The sequence below is a fragment of the Paenibacillus sp. JT22N15 genome (assembly GCF_059383755.1).
This window is the reverse complement of record NZ_JBXENV010000004.1, coordinates 157,300-174,515: the sequence shown is the minus strand read 5'-3', so window position 1 is coordinate 174,515 and position 17,216 is coordinate 157,300. Positions and strand designations below refer to the sequence as shown.

16 protein-coding genes are annotated in these 17,216 nt (G+C 49.2%); 15 read left to right on the top strand and 1 reads right to left on the bottom strand.

Annotated features, from left to right (window positions below; translation table 11 throughout):
* Window positions 1-78 precede the first annotated feature (78 nt).
* The 10 genes from AC50X8_RS09310 to AC50X8_RS09265 all read left to right on the top strand — a co-directional run bounded on the left by AC50X8_RS09310 (window position 79) and on the right by AC50X8_RS09265 (window position 12,029).
* A complete protein-coding gene (locus tag AC50X8_RS09310; protein ID WP_056041299.1) occupies window positions 79-1,572 on the top strand; it encodes an O-antigen polymerase in 1,494 nt (497 codons plus the stop codon).
* A gap of 29 nt (window positions 1,573-1,601) precedes the next feature.
* Window positions 1,602-2,738 carry a glycosyltransferase family 4 protein gene (locus AC50X8_RS09305; protein WP_056041302.1) on the top strand — a complete coding sequence of 379 codons (1,137 nt, stop codon included), beginning with the start codon at window positions 1,602-1,604 and terminating at the stop codon, window positions 2,736-2,738.
* Between the two features lie 3 nt (window positions 2,739-2,741).
* Window positions 2,742-3,911 (top strand): glycosyltransferase family 4 protein, encoded by a 1,170-nt coding sequence (locus AC50X8_RS09300; protein ID WP_494879450.1) that lies wholly within the window; start codon window positions 2,742-2,744, stop codon window positions 3,909-3,911.
* On the top strand, window positions 3,908-4,474 hold the full coding sequence (locus AC50X8_RS09295; protein WP_046233296.1) for a putative colanic acid biosynthesis acetyltransferase: 567 nt from the start codon (window positions 3,908-3,910) through the stop codon (window positions 4,472-4,474). The genes AC50X8_RS09300 and AC50X8_RS09295 overlap by 4 nt, the downstream gene beginning before the upstream one ends.
* Window positions 4,471-5,715 (top strand): glycosyltransferase family 4 protein, encoded by a 1,245-nt coding sequence (locus AC50X8_RS09290; RefSeq protein ID WP_056041305.1) that lies wholly within the window; start codon window positions 4,471-4,473, stop codon window positions 5,713-5,715. The genes AC50X8_RS09295 and AC50X8_RS09290 overlap by 4 nt, the downstream gene beginning before the upstream one ends.
* An 18-nt stretch (window positions 5,716-5,733) precedes the next feature.
* Entirely contained in the window at window positions 5,734-7,134 is a 1,401-nt protein-coding gene (locus AC50X8_RS09285; protein ID WP_056041308.1) for a sugar phosphate nucleotidyltransferase, read from the top strand.
* 2 nt (window positions 7,135-7,136) lie between these two features.
* On the top strand, window positions 7,137-8,327 hold the full coding sequence (locus AC50X8_RS09280; protein WP_494879448.1) for a hypothetical protein: 1,191 nt from the start codon (window positions 7,137-7,139) through the stop codon (window positions 8,325-8,327).
* A gap of 127 nt (window positions 8,328-8,454) precedes the next feature.
* Window positions 8,455-9,792: a UDP-glucose dehydrogenase family protein gene (locus AC50X8_RS09275; protein WP_494879446.1), complete on the top strand. Its 1,338-nt coding sequence runs from the start codon at window positions 8,455-8,457 to the stop codon at window positions 9,790-9,792.
* Between the two features lie 114 nt (window positions 9,793-9,906).
* A complete protein-coding gene (locus AC50X8_RS09270; RefSeq protein ID WP_494879445.1) occupies window positions 9,907-11,862 on the top strand; it encodes an asparagine synthase-related protein in 1,956 nt (651 codons plus the stop codon).
* Window positions 11,863-11,864: 2 nt separating this feature from the next.
* Window positions 11,865-12,029, top strand: a complete 165-nt coding sequence (locus AC50X8_RS09265) for a paeninodin family lasso peptide (protein WP_430161644.1) — start codon at window positions 11,865-11,867, stop codon at window positions 12,027-12,029.
* Window positions 12,030-12,075: 46 nt separating this feature from the next.
* Here AC50X8_RS09265 and AC50X8_RS09260 read toward each other — a convergent pair whose 3' ends face one another.
* Window positions 12,076-12,237 (bottom strand): hypothetical protein, encoded by a 162-nt coding sequence (locus AC50X8_RS09260; RefSeq protein ID WP_494879443.1) that lies wholly within the window; start codon window positions 12,235-12,237, stop codon window positions 12,076-12,078.
* A gap of 15 nt (window positions 12,238-12,252) precedes the next feature.
* Here AC50X8_RS09260 and AC50X8_RS09255 point away from each other — a divergent pair, with 15 nt between their 5' ends.
* The 5 genes from AC50X8_RS09255 to AC50X8_RS09235 are packed head-to-tail and all read left to right on the top strand — an operon-like array spanning window position 12,253 to window position 17,065.
* On the top strand, window positions 12,253-13,203 hold the full coding sequence (locus AC50X8_RS09255; RefSeq protein WP_494879441.1) for an aldolase: 951 nt from the start codon (window positions 12,253-12,255) through the stop codon (window positions 13,201-13,203).
* Window positions 13,196-13,537: a lasso peptide biosynthesis PqqD family chaperone gene (locus AC50X8_RS09250; protein ID WP_063892665.1), complete on the top strand. Its 342-nt coding sequence runs from the start codon at window positions 13,196-13,198 to the stop codon at window positions 13,535-13,537. Before AC50X8_RS09255 ends, AC50X8_RS09250 begins: the two co-directional genes overlap by 8 nt.
* Window positions 13,538-13,564: 27 nt before the next feature.
* Entirely contained in the window at window positions 13,565-14,050 is a 486-nt protein-coding gene (locus AC50X8_RS09245; RefSeq protein ID WP_056041318.1) for a lasso peptide biosynthesis B2 protein, read from the top strand.
* On the top strand, window positions 14,034-15,230 hold the full coding sequence (locus AC50X8_RS09240; protein ID WP_056041320.1) for a nucleotidyltransferase domain-containing protein: 1,197 nt from the start codon (window positions 14,034-14,036) through the stop codon (window positions 15,228-15,230). Before AC50X8_RS09245 ends, AC50X8_RS09240 begins: the two co-directional genes overlap by 17 nt.
* Entirely contained in the window at window positions 15,227-17,065 is a 1,839-nt protein-coding gene (locus tag AC50X8_RS09235) for an ABC transporter ATP-binding protein (RefSeq protein WP_056041322.1), read from the top strand. Before AC50X8_RS09240 ends, AC50X8_RS09235 begins: the two co-directional genes overlap by 4 nt.
* The last annotated feature ends 151 nt before the right edge of the window (window positions 17,066-17,216 follow it).

The window sequence follows — 17,216 nt, the reverse complement described above, 5'->3', positions numbered from 1 at the left end:
CTATATTTTAAAAAAGTGCAGGCGATTGATGAAATAAGCGTACCTGTAAAAATTTAATTGCGCAAAAGGAACGTGCTTATGGAACCTAAATTAGCTTTGCATAAAAACAATTCAATTGATTATATGGTAGGGTTTTATTTCATTATCTTTTGCTACACAGCTATTCTAATTCCTTTACTGGAGCTTTATAAAACGGTATTGCTAGATACGTCATTTAATTATCTTAACCTGGGCTTGAGCTGGTTTATTATGTTTTATGCAATGGGACGGCTTTCTTTACTTATGATGGGCGATACAAGAAGATTAATTGAACTGTTTTTCTGGATTTTTGTATACATTTGGATGGGTTATGTTCCTTTCCAACAAGTCCTTACGGAGAGTTTTCCTTTGTCGGGAACTTACTCCAGTGATGATATTCGCTTTGCGCTGTTTGTTGTTATAGCGGGCATTCTTTCCTTCGACCTTGGTGGTTTTCTCCATAATAGCTTGAACAAGAGACGGGAGAGAAAAGCCGATTATGATGATCGATCGAATTTAAATTTGTTTAAAATCGACAAAATACAAGTAAACGAGAAAAAGTTTATTATTTTTACGCTGATTGCGCTGTTTATATGTGCAATTATTATTTTGAAAATTGGAGGCGTTAGTGCATTATTTCTCAATAGACAAATCTTTAATGCTCAGTTTGGCGGGAAAATTGAGTTTCTTTTGTTATCCAGTTTTTTAAAGGTATCCATATTCGTATGTCTTGTACTTGGCGTTATATATTATAAGCATTCAAAAATAAAGCTTTCCTTAGGAACACAGCTATGGATCTTCTTTATTGGTATCGTTAATTTTATGATCAATAATCCTATTTCGGGAGCTAGATACTGGATAGGCTCGATGATATTAACCCTATGCTTTTTACTATTGCCATGGGGGAAGCGATCATTTTATAAATGGGTCATTATGCTTTTATGTTTATTGCTATTTGTATTTCCTAAATCAGATATGTTTAGGCATACAACAGATACGACGAAAATTGTCCAAAGTCTTACTGCCCAAAGTAATATGGCGACAGATGGAGATTATGATGCCTTTCAAATGACGCTAAACACAGTTAAATATGTTGATCTGTTTGGTCATACGAATGGGGAACAGTTATTAGTTGCTTTTCTTTTCTGGGTTCCAAGATTTATTTGGGCAAATAAACCTTTTGGCTCAGGAACGACAGTAGCGGATGCCCTCGGATACGATTTTACTAATTTATCATGTCCGCTATGGGCAGAGTTTTACATTGACTTTGGTTTGCCTGGAGTTGTGCTTCTGTTTATATTGTATGGATATTTTACTCAGAAGGCACAGAAGGCCTATGAACGAGCGGTAACAACGAATGAAATTTCAGTGGCGAGATTATGTGTGCCTTATTATGCTCCGTTTCAAATTTTTTTGCTAAGAGGAGAGCTGATGAGCGGAACCTCCTATTTAACGGCATATCTTTTCTTTGTTTTAATCGGATATTGGTTTTTTAAGCAAAAACAGGAGCCGTTAAATCAGGCATATCCAGACTTTAAAAGTGTCTCGAGTTAAATGAATATAAAAATGATTGGAGCAAGCCTATGAACAAGGTACTTCTTCTAACCAATACGATTGCGCCCTATCGCATACCCGTATTAAACAAGCTGCATCATGATGACAATACGAGCCTGACGGTCTGGTATTTGGAGGAGAAGGAGCAGAATCGCAAGTGGGATATTGATTATGGCGAAATCGAATATGCATACAAATGTCTGCCGGGCGTGCATGCTTTTATTCAAAAACTGGATATGGGCGTTCATCTTAATCCCGGCATTTTTTTGCGGCTGATGAAGCATAATCCCGATGTGGTCATTACCTCAGGCTACGATTCGCTTGGTTATTGGTCGGCACTGCTGTACAGCAAGCTGTTTCGGAAAAAATTTATCATTTGGTGGGGGAGCACGCTGGAAAGCAGCCGGGTACAGAATAAACTGGTGAACACGGTGCGCAAAGTGTTTTTCAAGCTAACGGATTCCTTTATTACATACGGGACACAGTCAGCGGAATGCCTAGAGTATTACGGCGTCAGCAAGGATAAAATCGTCATTGGCTACAATACGGTGGACATTCGATTTTTCCATAAAAAATATACCGAGCATAAGCAGAGCAAGCAACGCAGCGATGAGGGGCCGATCAAGCTGCTTTTCATCGGACAATTGATTGAACGCAAAGGTCTCGCGCAAATTATTGACGCCATCCAGCAGACGCATAGCGATGCGGCCTGGCAGCTGACCATTGTCGGCTCCGGCCCGGATGAGCAGAAGCTTAAGGCACGTGTAGAGCAATATGGGCTAACGGGGCAGATTAGCTTCGAAGGCTATAAGCAGAAGAATGAGCTGATTGGGTATTTGGTGGAAGCGGATTGCCTGATTTTTCCTTCCTTAATCGAGGTGTGGGGTCTCGTCGTCAACGAGGCGTTAAGCACGAATACGTTTGTGCTGGCGTCCAAATACGCGGGAGCAACGAAGGATATTATCGTCGATAAGCAAAATGGCCTCATTATTGATCCGCTTGATCCGCAAAACTTAAAGGAATCGATGGACTGGGTGTTCGTGAACAAACGGTATATTCAGTCGAGCTGGAAGCTGAAGTTTGGACTTTGGCGCAAAATGCACCCGAATTATTATGCCAGAGCCGTAACATCTGCCGTAAACCGGGCTTTGTCAACGGAGGGATAGAAAGTGGAAAATATTCTTTATATTCAGCCGTATGCAAGCCATGTTGGAGGTGTGGATACGGTGCTGCTGCAGCTGGTTCAAGGTCTGGATCAGGCGAAATACAAGCCATATGTGGTGCTGCCGGAATGGAGCCCTTATGTGGAAAAATATGAGGCGAGCGGAGCAACGGTGCTGTTTGCAGCTCTTGCCGTCTTCGGCAAGCCGACCGATGCGCTTTATTATTTTCGCAATATGGTTAAATTGGTCAAATCGATGCGGGCACTTCGAAAAATCGTAAAGCAGTATCAAATTAAGCTTATTCATTCGCATAAAATGGAAGTCATTGGCGGCAATATTGTCGGTAAAATGCTCGGTATTCCGACGCTGCAAACCGTCCATGAGCTGCCAAGAACGCCGCTGATCGCCTATAAATTTGTCGGCTATTTGGACCATCTGTTTAATGATCGCATTATCGTCTTGTGCGAACGCAGCAAAATCATGTTTCAGTGGGGCGGCCATACGTCAAAGAAGCTGGTTAAAATTCATAATGGCATAGAGGTGATCGTGCCTTCCGCGACCAACGCGCCTAGTGAAACGGCCCATAGCTTGCTGCGTGAGGAGCTGAACCTGGCCGAGACAGACCGCATCGTCATTACGGTGGCAAGGCTGTCGCCGATGAAGGGCATTGAATATTTGCTCAAGGCTGCGCACTTGATGAAGAGGAAGAAAGTCGAGCAAAATCTGCATTTTGTCATCGTAGGCGATGTTGCCTTCGATACGGATCAGGAATACAAGCAAGGCTTGCTTGCCATGGCCCAGCAATATAAGCTCGACAATGTGCATTTCCTCGGCATGCGCAGGGATGTTGCCGATTTGCTGCAGCAGGCGGATTTATTCGTGCTGCCGTCGGTCTATGATATTTTTCCGACGGTGCTGCTGGAAGCGATGGCGGCTTCGCTTCCAATAGTAGCGACCGATGTTGGCGGCGTGCCAGAAATGCTGAATGGGGCGAACGGCCTGCTCGTCCCGCCGCAGGATGAGCTGGCGCTTCAAAAGGCGATAACGAGCATTTTTGAACAAAATTACAAGCTGATGGGAGAAGAAGGCTATTCGCTGCTCCAGCAATCCTTCACCCGGGAGCAATATGTGAAACGAACGACGGAGGTTTATGAGGAGTTGTTGAAAATCGGATGAAAAATCTCATTCGCTTGGACCAGTATGAGCAGGCTGGTTATTCAAGGGGCAGAAGCGGCGCGTATGTTCTGTTATGGTGGCTCATTCAAGGCACGCTGTTCCGGTTTTCCCTGCACAATATGTATGCGTGGCGAAGCTTTCTGCTTCGTCTGTTTGGCGCGAATATCGGCAAGGACGTATTAATTCGATCAACGGCAAAGTTCACGTATCCTTGGAAGGTCAGCATTGGCGATTTTTCCTGGATCGGTGATCATGTCCAGTTTTATAGCTTGGATGAAATTGAAGTGGGCAGCCACTGCGTCATTTCACAAAATGCTTATTTATGCACAGGCAGCCATAAAATCAATGATCCAGCTTTTTCGCTGGAAGTCCGGCCGATTGTCATTAAAGATGGCGCTTGGGTGGCGAGTGATGTATTCGTTTATCCCGGTGTCATTCTGCATGAAATGGCCGTTGCGGCAGCAAGAAGCACGGTGCTGAAAAGCATCCCGGCCAATGAAATTCATGCCGGTTATCCGGCGCAATATCTAAGAGAGCGATTCGCGAAAGAGGTCATGGCATGAAGCCTAATATCGTATTCGTAATAAATTATTTTTATCCTGATTTCGCTTCAACGGGGCAGCTGCTGACGGAGCTGTGCTTATATTTGCAGGATGATTTCAACATTACGGTCATCGCAGCACAGTCCGAGCAGGGCGAGAAGGAAGCGGAAGCTGCGGGTGACAAACGGCGGGTCGTCTATGACCAGTTAGAGGGCATTCAAATTATTCGCATTCGTCTGCCTAAGGTAGATAAGCGTAACAAGCTGAGTAGGCTGCGTTATATCGCATCCTACTTTTTTCATGCCAATATTCAGCTGCTGAAGCAGAAAAAGGTTCATTTTATTTACACGATATCGCAGCCGCCGATTTTGGGCGGATTGATCGGAACCATTGGCAAGACGCTTAAGCGCTCCAAGCATATTTACAACATTCAGGATTTCAACCCTGAGCAGGCAGCAGCCGCAGGTTATATGAACAATAAAGCGGTGCTCGAACTGGCGCGCTGGGTGGACACCCTGAACTGCAAATACGCTGATCATATTATTACCGTTGGCTATGACATGCAGGATACCCTTCTTAAACGTTTTGCCAGCCGGAGAGTGACGGACAATACGGTCATTAACAACTGGACGAATGAAGAGGAAATTATTCCGCTGTCCAAGGAGCATCCACAGGTTCAAGCGTTTCTTCGCGAGCATGATTGGCAAAATAAATTCGTCATTATGTATTCCGGAAATTTAGGTCTGTATTATGACTTAGAAAATCTGGTTGAGCTTGCGAGCCGATTTCGTGATTACCCGGATGTGATTTTCGCTTTCATCGGCGAAGGCGCTGTGAAGAAGCAGATGCAGGATTATGTGCAGCGGGAGGGGCTGGCGAACGTAGCCTTTCTACCTTTTCAGCCGAAGGAGCAGCTCAGGTATTCACTTAATGCGGCGGATGTGCACCTCGTCGTGAACCAGAAGGGCATTAAGGGCGTGTCGGTGCCGAGCAAAATTTATGGCGTCATGGCAGCAGGAAAGCCGGTTCTAGGTGTATTGGAGCAGGGCAGCGAGGCATGCCGGATTATTGAAGAGAGCGGCTGCGGCATCGTGGCGGAGCCACAGCAGTATACGGAGATTGCGCGAAAGCTGAATGCGATGATTGAGCTTGGCGGCGCGGAGCTGGAGGAGCTGGGCCTCAGTGGCCGGGATTATTTGGAGGCGCATTTGCGCAAGGAAATATCGCTTAATAAGTATCGCAAGCTGCTGCTTTCCATATAAGAAGGGGAGGAATCCATGATGAAGCTGGTATTATTGTCCGGAGGTTCAGGCAAGCGGCTATGGCCGTTATCGAATGATGCGAGATCGAAGCAATTTCTGAAGGTGCTGGAAAATGAGAATCAGGAAATGGTTTCCATGGTGCAGCGTGTATGGGGCCAAATTAATGAAAATGGCTTGGGCGATTCCAGCTATATTGCGACGAGCCAGGCCCAGATTGAAATGATGCAGACCCAAATTTCACTGGACGTTCCGCTCATTATCGAGCCGGATCGGCGGGATACGTTCGCGGCCATATCGCTTGCCGCCACCTATCTATATTCCCATGCGGGAGTAGGGCTGGATGAGGCAGTGGCGATTTTGCCTGTTGATCCCTATGTGGAAAGCCATTTTTTTGAAGCGGTAAAGCAACTGGAGGAGGTTCTGAACCGCTCTGATGCCGAGATTGCACTCATAGGAGTGAAACCAACGTATCCGTCGTCCAAATACGGCTATATTATACCGGAAAAGGCGAGTTCAGCAGTGGCGGGTACGGTAATGGCAAGCAAGACAGACAGTGAATATGTTGCGGTCAGCCACTTTCGGGAAAAACCGACGGAGGAAATCGCTGAGCGGCTTATTGCAGAAAATGCCTTCTGGAATTGCGGCGTTTTTGCCTTCAAGCTGGGTTATGTGATTGAGCTGCTGGCAAGCAGAGGGCTGCCTATTCAATATGAGGAGCTTGCGAAGCAATACCAGCTGCTGCCGAAAATCAGCTTTGATTACGAAGTGGTCGAGAAGGCGTCGAGCATCGTCGTTCTGCCTTATGAGGGCTACTGGAAAGACCTTGGCACGTGGAATACGCTGACCGAGGAAATGCAGAACAAGCAAATAGGCAGAGGTATCATCAGTGAGGATTGCATTAACACGCATCTTATTAATGAAATCGATATCCCCGTTTCCATTCTCGGCTTGTCAAATGTCGTAGTCGCGGTGAGTCCCGATGGCATATTGGTGACGGATAAAAGCGCGAGTCCGCGCATTAAAGATTTTATCAGCTCCGACCAGGGGCCGATGTATATTGAGCGCCAATGGGGATGGATCAGAGTGCTTGACGATCGCACTTATGAGGATGGCCGCTGCGTATCCACGAAGCGCGTAGGCATTCAGCTCGGCAAAAACCTCAGCTACCGCCTGCATTCGGCTCGCGAGGAAGTATGGACCATCGTCAAAGGCAGCGGAGAGTTTATTCAAAATGGCAATTTTATGCGCGTCGGAGCTGGCAATGTGCTGCATATTCCGATGAAGATGCTTCACAGCATTCGTGCTTTAACAGAGCTTGAAATTATTGTCGTACAAAGCGGCATGGCCGAGGAGCGCAATCAGGTTGTGGAAATTTATCATACCTGGGACGAAGTGTCCGAGCATTGCATTAAGGTATAACCATGCTTGGCGCTCGCGGCACGAATGGCCGTTTAATAACGCTTGGGTACTATATTTCAGATTATGGCTATGGCCATGCAACGCGCAGCATTGCGCTTATTCGAACGCTGCTGCTTTATTCGCCGCGGCGTTATCGGCTAATAATCTGCTCGGGCAAAACGCTTCCCTTTATTCAGGCTTCATTAGCGGAATACAGCACTGAATATAGCCCGGAACGGATAGTGTTCCGCAGCTGTTCATCCGATCTTGGCTATGTGCTTGGCGGAGGAAGAGGCTCGGTTGAGCCCGATCAAGAAAGGTTAAGGCTCGGTTACGAGCCATATATGGCGGCATTTTCAGCTGAGGTAAGGCGGGAAGCAGATTTTATGATGAGTGAGCGGCTGGATATGGTCATTTCGGATATTTCTCCGATTTCGATTGCCGCAGCCGCGCTTGCGGGAGTGAAATCGGTGGGCATATCCAACTTCACCTGGCATACCGCATATGCGTCTTTTGTGGAGCGGGAGCAGCTGGCTCCGCTGCGCCAGGCTTATGAACAGCTGGACTATTTTATTCCGCTAGCGGGATCGGGCACGGAGGAACGGAAATGGGCAGCGGGAAGCGGGCTGGAGACAGGCTTTTATTGCCGAACGCCGCAAGCTGCTGAGGTGCAGCGGATCGTGCGGGAGCTGAATCCGGACGGCAGCAAAACGATCGTTTATTTTGCCCTAGGCATGGGAATAGAGACAGAAGCGCTAGACTCGCTTTCTCTGTGGAACGATCACTCCTGTGTATTTATCGTATCGGAAAATATGCGGGTGAGTGGGCCGAATATTGTCCAAATTCCGCAAGGCTACACCGAATCGCAAAATTACGCGGCGGCGGCGGATCTCATCATTTCGAAGCCAGGCTGGGGTGTAGTCGGAGAGGCGGTCACGCTCGGGAAGCCTTTGATTGTGCTGGTCAGGACATCCATGACGGAGGATCGGAATACGATTCTAGCATTGCAGGGCAAGCATCCGCATATGCTGGTTACTTGGGAGGCTCTAATAGAGCTTAACCTACAGCAAAGCTTCTCGCAGCTAACAATGGAAGGATGGAGCCGCGGCGCTTCAATCGCCATGAATGAGCGGCGTAAATACCAGATTGTCCAATGGATTGAGCAAATTGCCGATGAAACGAATGCCACTCGTATCTACCTCACCTTGGTTTAGCATTTAGAGTTGGTTATAAAGGCTTTGTATAAGTAAGGATGCAAACGGAAGCTCCTTAGTACCAAAGTATATAAAACAGCAGTCTGCGATCAAGCGTCGAGGCTGCATATGGAGAGGAGTGGGCAGCATGAAGCTTGCTGTAATTGGAACGGGTTATGTGGGACTGGTATCGGGCGTATGCTTCTCGGAACTGGGCAACGATGTCATCTGCGTTGACCACCTGAAGGAGAAGGTTGCCTTGTTGAATAAAGGGGAGGTGCCGATTTATGAGCCGGGCTTGAAAGAGCTCATAGCGAGCAATAAATCGGAGGGACGCTTGCAATTTACTACGGATTTGCCAGAAGCGGTGAGGAAATCCGACATTATTATTATTGCGGTAGGGACGCCATCGCTCCCAAGCGGCAAAGCGAATTTGAACTACATTGAGCAGGCTGCCCGCGAAATCGGCCTGGCGATGAATGGCTTTAAAATTATTGCGACCAAAAGCACGGTGCCAGTCGGCACGAATGAGCATATTCAGACGATTATAGCCAGCCAGACAGCTTTTCCGTTCGAGGTCGCTTCCGTCCCTGAATTTCTCCGGGAAGGCACAGCCGTTCAAGATACGCTGCACCCGGACCGCATTGTCATTGGCACATCAGGCGAGACGGCGCGCAAATATTTAACGGAGCTGCACAGGCCGCTCACCGAGCACATTATGAGCACCGATATTCGCAGCGCCGAAATGATTAAATATGCCTCCAACGCTTTCCTCGCTGCCAAAATTTCCTTCATTAATGAAATTGCCAACATTTGCGAGAAGGTGGGCGCCGATGTGACCGAGGTAGCGGAAGGAATGGGTTATGATCAGCGAATTGGTTCTTCATTCTTGAAAGCCGGAATAGGCTACGGGGGTTCCTGTTTCCCTAAGGATACGCAGGCGCTTATTCAAATTGCCGGACAAATGGATTATGACTTCAAGCTGCTTAAATCCGTCGTAGATGTGAATCGCGACCAGCGCTTTAACGTCATTCGCAAGCTGGAAGCCTCGCTTGGCGATTTGGCGGGCCGCACCATTGCGATTTGGGGCTTGGCATTCAAGCCGGAAACGGATGATGTGCGTGATGCCCCAGCCTTTGAAATTATTGATGCGCTGGTAAAGCGAGGCGCAAATGTCAAAGCCTACGATCCGATAGCGACGGCTAATTTTCGCCAGCAATTTGGCGAATCGGGCGTCGTATATTGCGCAGAGGCAGAGGAAGCGGCCATTCAGGCGGATGCTCTATGCATTTTGACCGAATGGAAGGAATTTCGCGATATTAAACCGCTAAGTATCCAATCCTGGCTGAGAACGCCTAATCTCATTGATGGCCGCAACATTTATAGTGAGCATGAACTAGCCAATACGCAGCTCATTTATTATTCGGTGGGCCGTCCCAATATGAACCATGGAGTAAAAGAACAAAAACCATTATTGTCGCTGTAAAAAATGGTGAAGCATAGGAAAAAAACGCACAATTATTTTAATAAAAATGATACAAAATGTATCTTTATATGCTATAATAAATACAGTTAGTATCAAAAAGAAGAGAGGTACCGCATGAGCGCAATCGCCGCTATTTATCAGAAGAAATCCGAAGCTCCCGTTTCTATAGAAGCGGGGTTGCGCCTAATGCAAGCCTTGCAAAAATATCCAGCGGATGCCGTCGATACTTGGCATGACGGCCGTGTTTTCCTAGGCTGCCATGCCCAGTGGATTACGCCTGAATCGGTCGGACAGCCGCAGCCCTTTCACGCAGCTGAGCTGGGACTAACGATTACGGCTGATGCCATGATCGATAATCGTCCATATCTGTGGGAGCACCTGCTCATCGACCGCGAGCGGCGAGCCCGCATGCCGGATAGCGAACTGATTATGCTGGCCTATGCCAAATGGGGAGAGGAAGCGCCGCGTTATTTAATAGGCGACTATGCCTTCATCATTTGGGATCAGCGCAAATCTGAGCTGTTCGGTGCGACCGATCTATTCGGCAGCCGTACGCTGTATGTCCACTCTGATGCTCAGCAAAGCTCCTTTTGCACCACTATTGCTCCCTTGCTTGCTGCCCATCATGTAGAGAAAAAGCTGAATGAAAGCTGGCTGGCCGATTATTTGGCAGTTGCTATTGTTCATGAGTCGAGCGACCTGTTCGCAACGCCCTATGAGCATATTCGCCAGGTGCCGCCGGGTCATGCTTTTCGCCTAAAGGACGGACAGCTCGATTTTTGGCAGCACAGCAAGATCGAGCCCCCAGAGCAGCTGCGGCTGAAGCGGCGCGAAGAGTATACGGAGGCTTTCCAGGAGGTTTTCCAGGAAGCGGTCAATGCCCGGATGAGGACGTTTCGGAAGGTAGGCGCGACGCTTAGCGGCGGCCTCGATTCCGGCTCGGTCGTCAGCTTCGCGGCGAAATCGCTGCAGGCGCAGCAAAAGCAGCTGCATACCTTCAGTTATGTGCCAGAGCCGGACTTTCAGGATTGGACGTCCAGGCGGCATATGGCAGACGAACGTCCCTTTATCCAGGAAACCGTAGGGTTTGTCGGCAATATTGCCGATCAATATTTGGATATGCAGGGCCGCAGTCCATTGTCGGAAGCGGATGAATGGCTGGAAATGCTGGAGATTCCCTATAAATTTGTAGAAAATTCATTTTGGATTAAAGGGGTTTACGAGCAGTCGCATCAGCAGGGAATGGGCATTTTGCTCACGGGAGCAATGGGGAACCATTCGATCTCGTGGGGTCCTGCCATCGATTATTATTCCTTGCTTCTCAAGCGGCTGCAATGGCTGCGGCTGTACCGGGAAGTGACGATGTTCGGCAAGCGCAAGGCAGTCGGGCGCAAACGGATTATGTATTATGTTGGGAAAAACGCCTATCCGAAGCTGTTTCCTCGGGACCAGGATCATGGGCAGCAGGAGATGCCGCTCATGATCAATCCGGCTTTTGCCAAGCGGATGAACGTCTTTGCCAGATTGAAGGAGCGGCAGGCAGCAGCCGGCAGCGTTTTTGAAAAGGATGCGCTTAAAGCGCAGCCGGGGCCATTTCAGGATATGGCGATGACCAATATGAGCGGTACGCAGCGCACGAAGCTATCGCTTAATTACGCGCTGTGGGAACGGGACCCGACCAGCGATCCGCGGGTTGTGAAGTTTTGCTTGTCTGTTCCAATTGAGCAATACGTTCATGATGGCTACGACCGTGCTTTAATTCGCGAGTCTACGGCGAGCTATTTGCCCGATCAAATTCGGCTAAACCAGCGGGTGCGAGGCATTCAAGCGGCAGATTGGGTTCACCGAATGACGCCGGTTTGGTCAACATTTGTAGAGGAGCTGCATCACTATTGCGAGGACCCGTATCTTGCGCAGTTTTTCAATGTAGAGCAGATGAAGGCTTCGTTGGAGCAGGTGGGCTTAGTACCAAAGCCGGAATACGCGGTTGATTTAAACAGCCGTTATTTATTGCATTGCTTGGTGGCCTGCCGATTTGTGCAGCAGTTTCATTTGAAAGGAGGTGAATAAACATGGAAAAACAACAATGGCAAGCTCCGGTTCTCGAAACGCTGCAAGTGAGCGAGACGATGGCTGGTGTAGGTACACGTTACATTGATTTTGTAAAAGCGGGGGACTTCGATATTACAGATGACCCAACTCCGTTCCCTATCGATCCAGGCGTTTCCTTTTCCTAGAAATAAATCCATTATACTTATGCAGTAAAAGTGATCAACAAGGTCCTTATACAGCAAGATATCCTTGTACAAGGACTTTGTTGATTTTGTTCAAAAATAGGAAAGTATAGGTTTCACCGCGAAACGATTGCTTTTGCCGCCAAAGGATGGCGACAGCCGTTTCACCTTGTTTTTGATTGATGGCTTGAAGCAACGCGATTTTATTCATATAAGGGTGAACGCGATGATATTAACGGGGAAAACAGCAATCTACGACGCTTTCGGCCTCCGCATCAGGAGTGAAATCGAGCTTCCTGAGCTGCTTGCGTCGGCAAATTCGGAAGCGTTTGCAGATGTTGAAATAGAGCTGGCCAAGCCAGAATTTACGTGGCCGATTTTGGATCAAACGCAGGATCATTACGCTGTTCACGGCGCAAAATTATTTTTTTATATTCACGAGGTCGCAAGCTTCTGCATTCAAGAGGGCAAACGGATTATTGTGGCGCCATGCGAAAACATGGATGAGGGAAGGCTCCGGCTTTACCTGCTCGGAACATGCGTAGGGGCGCTGCTCCTGCAAAGAAAGCAGCTGCCGCTGCATGGGAGCGCCATAGCCATAGACGGCAAGGCCTATGCCTTCGTTGGAGACTCTGGGGCAGGAAAGTCGACGCTGGCCGCAGCTTTTATAGACCGTGGCTATCCCTTGCTTAGTGATGATGTAATTGCCTTAAAGGAACCGGAGGCTGGCGCAAATGGCGCGTCTATTGTCATGCCCTCCTATCCGCAGCAAAAGCTGTGGCAGCAAAGCGTCGAGCAGCTCGGAAGAACGAGTCAGCTTTACAAGCCGCTGGCCTATTCCGTATCTAAATTCGCTGTTCCGTTATCTGCCAGCTTCCTATCCTATCCACTTCCACTCGCCGCCGTATTTGAGCTTTCGCGCACAGAAGCAAATGCGGTATCGCTATCACAGCTGCATTCGCTAGCAAAGCTGCCTGTATTGCTGAACCACACCTTCCGGCATTTTCTAATCGCACCTTTAAAGCTTCAAAATTGGCATTTTGCTGCCACTGTTCGGCTTGCAGCAACCGTGCAGGCTTATCAATTGCAGCGTCCCGCAGAAGGGGCATTTTCCGCTTATGAAATGGTTGATCTAATACTGGCAGCGACTCAGAAAGGACGTGAGGCAAATGTCTAAACAAGCTAGACCGCTTCTGCAGCCTGAACAGGTTATCCAGCGGACAGAAGGTCATTTGGCTACTGATATGGATGGCGATAAAGTGCTGTTAAGTCTGTCTTCGGGCAAATATTATAACATGGGCAAGCTGGGCGGCATCATTTGGGAGCGGACGGCGACACCCGTGACACGCCGCGACATTGTTGCCCAATTGCTCAAAGAGTATGAAGTGGAGCCAGCGGCATGCGACCAGCAGGTGGCGGACTTTTTACAGGACCTGTACGCGGAAGGGCTGCTTGAGCCTGTCACACATGCAGGCGCACAGGGTGGCGGAGCAGGGGATACGGCAGGCTAGCGAATAGTTCAAGGAAAGGGCGGTTCGATCGTTTTGCTTAAAAAATGGAGCCATTTCATCGCGATTCCGCTTCGCAGCAAGCTGCTTCTGTTCGAAGCCTATATGCTGCTCGCCTGGGCGCGCCTTCTCAAACTGATACCTTTCGCTAAAGTTGCCCCTACGCTAGGTGTTCCGATGAAGGAGACGCCCTATGAGCGGGTTGTGGAGCATGAGCAGATGCTCGGTGAGGTGGCGAAAGCGATACGGCAGATGAGCCGCTATACTTGGTGGGAAAGCGAATGTCTCGTTAAGGGAATCGCCGCGATGAAGCTGCTGAAACGCAGAAAAATAGCGAGCACGCTCTATTTGGGCACAGCCAAGGACGCATCAGGCAAACTAATTGCCCATGCTTGGCTTCGCAGCGGCCCCTACTACATAACGGGCGTGGAGGAAATGGGACGTTTCACCGTCGTTGGCTTGTTTGGTAATCAGATTAAGCGGGAGAAGGAGCATCGCTATGGACAAAACGTATGAATGGGAAGTGGCTAACCTTCCGCTTGAATTGCAATTTATTCTCGAGTGCTTGCAGCCGAATGCCGATACGGCAGTCATTGGCCGCCGCTGGGCTGGCAGCAGGCTGAATGGAGAGAAGATTATCGACTTGGCGCGACATCATCGCGTATATCCAAGCCTCTATTTAAAGCTGAAGCAGCTTGCGAAGCCGGTGCTGCCGAATTCGGTGCTGCAGACGCTCCAGCAGGATTATTACGCCAATACGCTGATGATGCTGAGGCTCAGCGCCGAGATGCAGCGGGTTGTAGCGGCTTTGGCAGAGCACGGCATTCGCTCCTTGCAATTGAAAGGGCCCGTTATTGCTCATGAGCTGTACGGCGATATTTCCCAGCGCACGAGCAAGGACTTGGATATTTTAGTACCCATAGAGGATGTTGACCGGGCCGAGGCGGTGCTTGAAGAGCTTGGTTATTATGATCGGGACCCAGCGCCGCGCTTGTTTAATGATTTAAAGTGGAAAACGCATCATAGCTGCTTTGAACATACGGCCAATCATACGCAAATTGAGCTGCACTGGCGACTAAGCCCCGATGCGGTAAAGGAAGTATCCTTCGAGCAGCTATGGGCGCAGCGCAGAATCTATGAGCAGACGGGGAGTTCGATCCCCTATTTGGGGCCGGAGCATCTGTTTCATTATCTCGTCAGCCATGGGGCAAGACATGGCTGGTTCCGGCTGCGCTGGCTGCATGATATTGCCCAGCTTGCTTCTGCCTGCGAGGACGGCGGCGAATCGCTGATGGAGGAAACGCGTAGAAACGGAGGGGCGGCGGCCGTAGGGCAGGCGCTTGTTTTGGCGCGGGAGCTGCTTGGGGTGAGGCTTCCCCGGGAGCTGCTGCCGTTGGCCGACAGCCCGCTTGCGCATAGGCTTGTCCGCTGCATTTTTCCATTTATTCAGGAGACCGTTACGATCAGCCCGATTCCGGAGGAGAAAAAGATGGCGCTGCTTTATAAGCGTTATACCTTTATGCTGCTGACAAGCCGGGAGAAGCTGACCCATTTCATCGGCAAGCTTTATCCAAGTGCCTGGGATGCGCAGACGCTGCCTTTGCCTAAGGGATTGCATTTTCTTTATTTTCCGCTGCGGCCGTTTCTGTATTTTTATCGAAGGCTCAAGCAGCCTCGCAAAAGGGTGAGCATATGAAACCAATTTTGCTATATATGAAGAAGCTGCATCAGTTTGCAGGGAAAAAGCTGTACCTGAACATGCTGGGCATCATGATTGTGAGTTCGCTTGAGGGCGTAGGGCTGCTCGTCTTAATACCGCTGCTGGGCATCATCGGTTTATTTGATGTGCAAAGCGCAAGCTTGCCGGTCATGCCGCAGGTCAGTAACTGGCTTGGCGAGCTGCCGCAGGAGCTGCTGCTTGTCGCTGTACTGGCCATCTTTATTGGCATTAATGTTGGGCAGGGCCTGCTGCAAAGACAGCAGACGAATCAGGGCTTTGCCCTGCTTCAAAGCTTTGTAACGAAATTGCGGATGGATATTTATCAGGCGCTGCTGCAATCGAACTGGGCTTTTTTTCTCGGCAAGCGCAAGTCGGACTTCAATCATATTTTGTCTTCCGAGCTTTCCCGGGTTAATCAGGGCATGCAGCTCTCGCTGCGTTTAGTTACGACGGGGATTTTTACCCTTGTGCAAATCGGGTTGGCGTTTTATTTGTCGTATCAGCTAACGCTGCTTATTTTAGTTTGCGGCGGCCTGCTCAGCTTGTTCTCACGTAAGTATACGCGAGGGGCAAGGTCGCTTGGCACCCGATTGACGGAGCTGTCGCAGAGCTATGTGGCGGGTATAACGGATCATTTCAATGGCATTAAGGAGATCAAAAGCAATCGGCTGGAGGAAAGCCATCTGTCCTGGTTCAGCAAGCTGACGCAGCAAATGGAGCACAATAATGTGCAGTTTGTGAAGCTGCAATCCAATAGCCAGCTCATATTTAAAAGTATCTCAGCATTGATGATTGCGGGCTGCGTATTTTTATCTGTGCAGGTTCTGCAGGTTGGGGTAGCCCAGCTCACATTAATTGTGCTGATTTTTACAAGGCTGTGGCCGAAGCTGACGCTCATTCAAACCTCTATGGAGCAAATTGTGCTGACGCTCCCGGCGTTCAAGAGCCTGAATGACTTGATGAAGGAATGTGGCGTTGCTGAGGAGATGCAGCTGAATCAGCCTGCTGCGCGGACAGAGCGAACAGATGAGCGGACAGAGCGCACAGAGCCTGCTGCGCTGAAGCTTGCGCATGAGCTGGTCTGCCAAGATGTGTATTATCGCTATCGGGAGCAGGATGAGACGTATGCGCTGAAGCATATTAATTTGCGTATCCCGGCGAACAGCATGACGGCAATTGTCGGCAAGTCTGGGGCGGGAAAAAGCACGCTAATCGATACGTTGATCGGGCTGATCGTACCCCAGCACGGAGCGGTGCTGCTTGACGGTGCCCCGCTGGACGATAGCAATCGCTTTGCTTACCGCAGTGCGGTAAGCTATGTCTCGCAGGATCCGTTTCTTTTTAATGCCAGCATTCGTGAAAATTTAAAGCTCGTATTGCCGGAGGCAACGGAGGAGCAATTGTGGGAGGCGCTCGCTTTTTCGGCGTCTGATGCCTTCGTTCGCGCGCTGCCGCGGGGACTGGACACGATCGTGGGCGATCGCGGGGTACGGCTGTCTGGCGGTGAACGGCAGCGCATCGTATTGGCGCGGGCGATGCTCAGGCAGCCATCGATCCTTGTATTGGATGAGGCGACCAGTTCGCTCGACAGCGAAAATGAGCTAAAAATTCAGCAGGCGCTTGAGCAGCTGAAGGGCAAACTAACGATTATTGTCATTGCTCATCGTTTGTCTACGATTCGTGACGCCGATCAGGTTATCGTTTTGGAAGAGGGTAGGATCATCCAGCAAGGCGGCTATAATCAGCTTTATCGCGAGTCCAAGGGGACGTTCAGCAAGCTGCTGGAGTTTCAGGCGGGCGGGCCGGGATAAGCACCGGGATAGTAAAAAAAGCAAGAGAGTGCGGCGGAATTGCCTGTACTCTCTTGCTTTTTTTTAGTTTATAGAGATTATTTATGTACTAAAGCAGGAATGTATACTCATTGCAAAAGCTTAAACACACAATGGAGCCAAGAAGAATATT